We start from the raw sequence: 1,279 nt of genomic DNA on the forward strand, positions 1-1,279 counted from the left end.
GGCCTGACGCTGGGAGGTGCCGCGGTGCCGGCAGTAGCAGAATCCGTCCTTTCCGGAGCATTCCAGCTGGTGTTCTGGGGTGCAGTGCTGGTGTGCGCGGTGGCCGCCACCGTTTTTGCGGTCCGCCGCCATTCGACGCCGGACCCGGACCGGGAGGCCACGGATACGGTTTTCTGGGACGTCTTTATGGGGTCCGCCGTGGCCATCCCGGCACTCCTCATCCCCACGCTCACGTCGCCCGTTTCCGGTGTTTTCCTCACAGCACTGGCTGCCGGTGCGGGCGTGGCAGCATACCGGGGCACCCCGCGGATCACGGCCTGGCAGTCACAGCGCCGGCAGCAACGGGAAGACCGGCCCGTGTACACAGCGGCGGAAGCCGAGCATGACTCCCTGCTGACCCGCTGGCGCCGCTACGAACTGGACCCCGCGTACTGCATCGACTACCCGGCCATGACCGATGTCCGGCTGCCGCAAACGGCGGCACTCGTCCGGGCCATGCGGGAGGCTGAGCAGCTGCGGGCTGCCCGGCACCAGGGCTACGCTCCCGCCGTCGTCCGCCTTGGCCTTGCCCTGAGCGCCGCCGAACAGGCGGCCGGCATACCCGCCCGCGCAGATTAACCGGTGTGTCGCCGCCACTGGAGTCCGCGGATCGCACGCCGTAGCATCCGAGGATGGAACCCACAGAAGCGGAAGTCCTTGATGAGTTCGGCCGGCGCCTCGTGGACAAAGGGGCCTGGCGGCAGGCCACCACCCTGGCGGCCGCCGGTGAACTGACGGCGCGCTGGCTCGAGGGCGAGAGCCACTACCAGGCCGCAACCTTCACACCCACGTACGACGACGAGACGGCACCCATTGCGTCTGAGCTCGCCGCCCTGAACAGGAACGGGCTGTTCACCAAGGAGTCCCAGCCTGGCCTCCGGAAGGGGGAAACGGCGCAGCGGCAGTACGTCACCGCTTTCTGCAGCGCCGAAACGGCCGCCGATCTCCTGGCCCTCTCCACCCGGTCGGAGCTGGTGACCGTGGCGCACGCGCCGGGCGAGTCCAGCAGTGCAGCCATCCCGGTAACGCTCGACGGCGGCGAAGTGGTCACCGTGCTCGGCTCCAGTGAGAACCCGGTGGACGAAGAGCAGATCCAGGACTGGGCGAACGAAACCAACGACACCCTCGCCCTGCTCCTCGCGGACTCCTGGTACGTGGAAATCCTGGACCCTGTCTGGGGCCGGAACGTCGTCCTGCTGCCGGCGGTCCTCGACGCGCTGACCGCCGGGCAGTAAGGAAC

2 protein-coding genes are annotated in these 1,279 nt (G+C 68.8%); both read left to right on the forward strand.

The window, feature by feature from the left end; genetic code table 11:
• The coding region (locus DBR22_RS19725) for a hypothetical protein (protein WP_308810242.1) at positions 1 to 618 on the forward strand (618 nt) is incomplete at its 5' end.
• Between the two features lie 53 nt (positions 619 to 671).
• The gene (locus tag DBR22_RS19730; protein WP_108600398.1) at positions 672 to 1,274 is read left to right on the forward strand and encodes a DUF6919 domain-containing protein; all 603 of its coding nucleotides are present in this window, start codon (positions 672 to 674) and stop codon (positions 1,272 to 1,274) included.
• Positions 1,275 to 1,279: the final 5 nt, after the last annotated feature.

The organism is Arthrobacter sp. HMWF013, from assembly GCF_003061105.1.
Taxonomy (GTDB): domain Bacteria; phylum Actinomycetota; class Actinomycetes; order Actinomycetales; family Micrococcaceae; genus Arthrobacter.

Coding starts and splice junctions, on each gene's coding strand:
- DBR22_RS19730 (WP_108600398.1), top strand. CDS start 672: ATGGAACCCACAGAAGCGGAAGTCCTTGATGAGTTCGGCCGGCGCCTC.